Origin of the sequence: Lachnospira hominis (ex Hitch et al. 2025) (genome assembly GCF_040096395.1) — a bacterium.
In the GTDB taxonomy this organism is placed as follows: domain Bacteria; phylum Bacillota; class Clostridia; order Lachnospirales; family Lachnospiraceae; genus Lachnospira; species Lachnospira hominis.
Genome location: NZ_JBBMES010000043.1, coordinates 1 through 2,654 on the forward strand (window position 1 = coordinate 1; position 2,654 = coordinate 2,654).

Annotated in this window: 1 rRNA gene; it reads right to left on the reverse strand. The window is 52.0% G+C overall.

Annotated features, from left to right (window positions below):
- Nucleotides 1–70: 70 nt before the first annotated feature.
- Nucleotides 71–2,654 (reverse strand): 23S ribosomal RNA (locus WMO38_RS14895); the annotation flags it as partial.

Genomic DNA, 2,654 nt, shown 5'->3' on the forward strand with positions numbered 1-2,654 from the left:
TTTTCATCCGATTACCTTTAAAGATAACTCTCGTTCTATCTCGTTGCGTTTCATTACAAACCTAACCTCTTCGGTTAAGCCCTCGACCTATTAGTATGAATCAGCTCCACACGTCACCGTGCTTCCACCTTTCACCTATCTACCTCGTCGTCTTCAAGGGGTCTTACTAACTTACGTTATGGGATATCTCATCTTGAGGGGGGCTTCACGCTTAGATGCCTTCAGCGTTTATCCCGTCCCGACTTGGCTACCCGGCCATGCACTTGGCAGTGCAACCGGTCCACCAGAGGTCAGTCCATCCCGGTCCTCTCGTACTAAGGACAGCTCCTCTCAGATATCCTACGCCCACGCCGGATAGGGACCGAACTGTCTCACGACGTTCTGAACCCAGCTCGCGTACCGCTTTAATGGGCGAACAGCCCAACCCTTGGGACCTACTACAGCCCCAGGATGCGATGAGCCGACATCGAGGTGCCAAACCACTCCGTCGATGTGAACTCTTGGGAGTGATAAGCCTGTTATCCCCAGGGTAGCTTTTATCCGTTGAGCGATGGCAATCCCACTTTCATACCACCGGATCACTAAGTCCTACTTTCGTACCTGCTCCACCCGTCGGTGTCGCAGTCAAGCTCCCTTCTGCCTTTGCACTCTTCGAATGGTTTCCAACCATTCTGAGGGAACCTTTGAGCGCCTCCGATACTCTTTCGGAGGCGACCGCCCCAGTCAAACTCCCCACCAGACATTGTCCCCCGGCCGGGTTACGGCCGCAGGTTAGAAACCCAGTACTGCAGGGGTGGTATCCCAACATCGGCTCCGTGACAACTGGCGTCATCACTTCGCAGCCTCCCACCTATCCTGTACATGCAATACCGAATCCCAGTATCAAGCTAGAGTAAAGCTCCATGGGGTCTTTCCGTCCTGGCGCAGGTAACCAGCATCTTCACTGGTATTTCAATTTCACCGGGTGCATTGTCGAGACAGTGCCCAAATCATTACGCCTTTCGTGCGGGTCGGAACTTACCCGACAAGGAATTTCGCTACCTTAGGACCGTTATAGTTACGGCCGCCGTTTACTGGGGCTTAAATTCAAGGCTTCTCTTACGATAACCTCTCCTCTTAACCTTCCAGCACCGGGCAGGCGTCAGCCCATATACCTCACCTTTCGGTTTTGCATAGACCTGTGTTTTTGCTAAACAGTTGCTTGGGCCAATTCTCTGCGGCTCTTTTTCAAGAGCACCCCTTCTCCCGAAGTTACGGGGTCATTTTGCCGAGTTCCTTAACAATGCTTCTCCCGCCGGCCTTAGGATTCTCTCCTCATCCACCTGTGTCGGTTTACGGTACGGGTGTGATATACGCAATAGCGGCTTTTCTCGACAGCCGGTAAGCATGCTTCGCTACTTTTGTTCGCTCCGCATCACACTTTTGGATTGCATGGCGGATTTGCCTGCCATACTCCTCTGGTGCTTGCACCGGATTTTCCTTTTCCGGCCCATGCCTTCCCGCTGTGTCCCCACAGTTCTGATATATCACAGTACAGGAATTTCAACCTGTTGTCCATCGGCTACGTCTTCCGACCTCGCCTTAGGCCCCGACTTACCCAGGGCAGATCAGCTTTACCCTGGAAACCTTGGATATTCGGCCGAGAAGATTCTCACTTCTCTCTCGCTACTCATTCCGGCATTCTCTCTTCAAGACAGTCCACCACTCCTTCCGGTATGGCTTCGTTCCGTCTTCAATGCTCCTCTACCAATCATTTCTGATTCCCGAGCTTCGGTGTCGTGTTTCAGCCCCGGACATTTTCGGCGCAGGACCTCTCGACCAGTGAGCTATTACGCACTCTTTTAATGTGTGGCTGCTTCTGAGCCAACATCCTGGTTGTCTTCGAAATCCCACATCCTTTTCCACTTAACACGCACTTTGGGACCTTAGCTGCGGGTCTGGGCTCTTTCCCTTTTGACCACCCAACTTATCTCGTGCAGTCTGACTCCCGTAAATCATCTGTACGGCATTCGCAGTTTGATATTCTTCGGTAGGCTTTGACGCCCCCTAGGAAATTCAGTGCTCTACCTCCGCAAGACTGTTACGGGGCTAGCCCTAAAGCTATTTCGAGGAGAACCAGCTATCTCCGGGTTCGATTGGAATTTCTCCCCTATCCACACCTCATCACCACCCTTTTCAACGGATGTGTGTTCGGACCTCCACTACCTCTTACGGCAGCTTCATCCTGGACATGGATAGATCACCCGGTTTCGGGTCTATGGCAGGCGATTCTTACGTGCTGTTCACACTCGCTTTCGCTTCGGCTCCGTACCTGAAGTACTTAACCTTACCACATGCCATAACTCGCCGGACCGTTCTACAAAAAGTACGCCGTCGCACATTTAAAGTGCTCCGACAGCTTGTAAACACAGGGTTTCAGGTTCTCTTTCACTCCCCTCCCGGGGTCCTTTTCACCTTTCCTTCACAGTACTATGCGCTATCGGTCACTGAGTAGTATTTAGCCTTACGGAGTGGTCTCCGCTCGTTCCCACAAGGTTTCTCGTGTCTCGTGGTACTCTGGATACTGCCATGTCGGTTTCAATTTCGGATACGCGGCTTTCACGCTTTTTCGCCGGACTTCCCAGACCGTTCTCCTATCAATCCCGAATCAATTA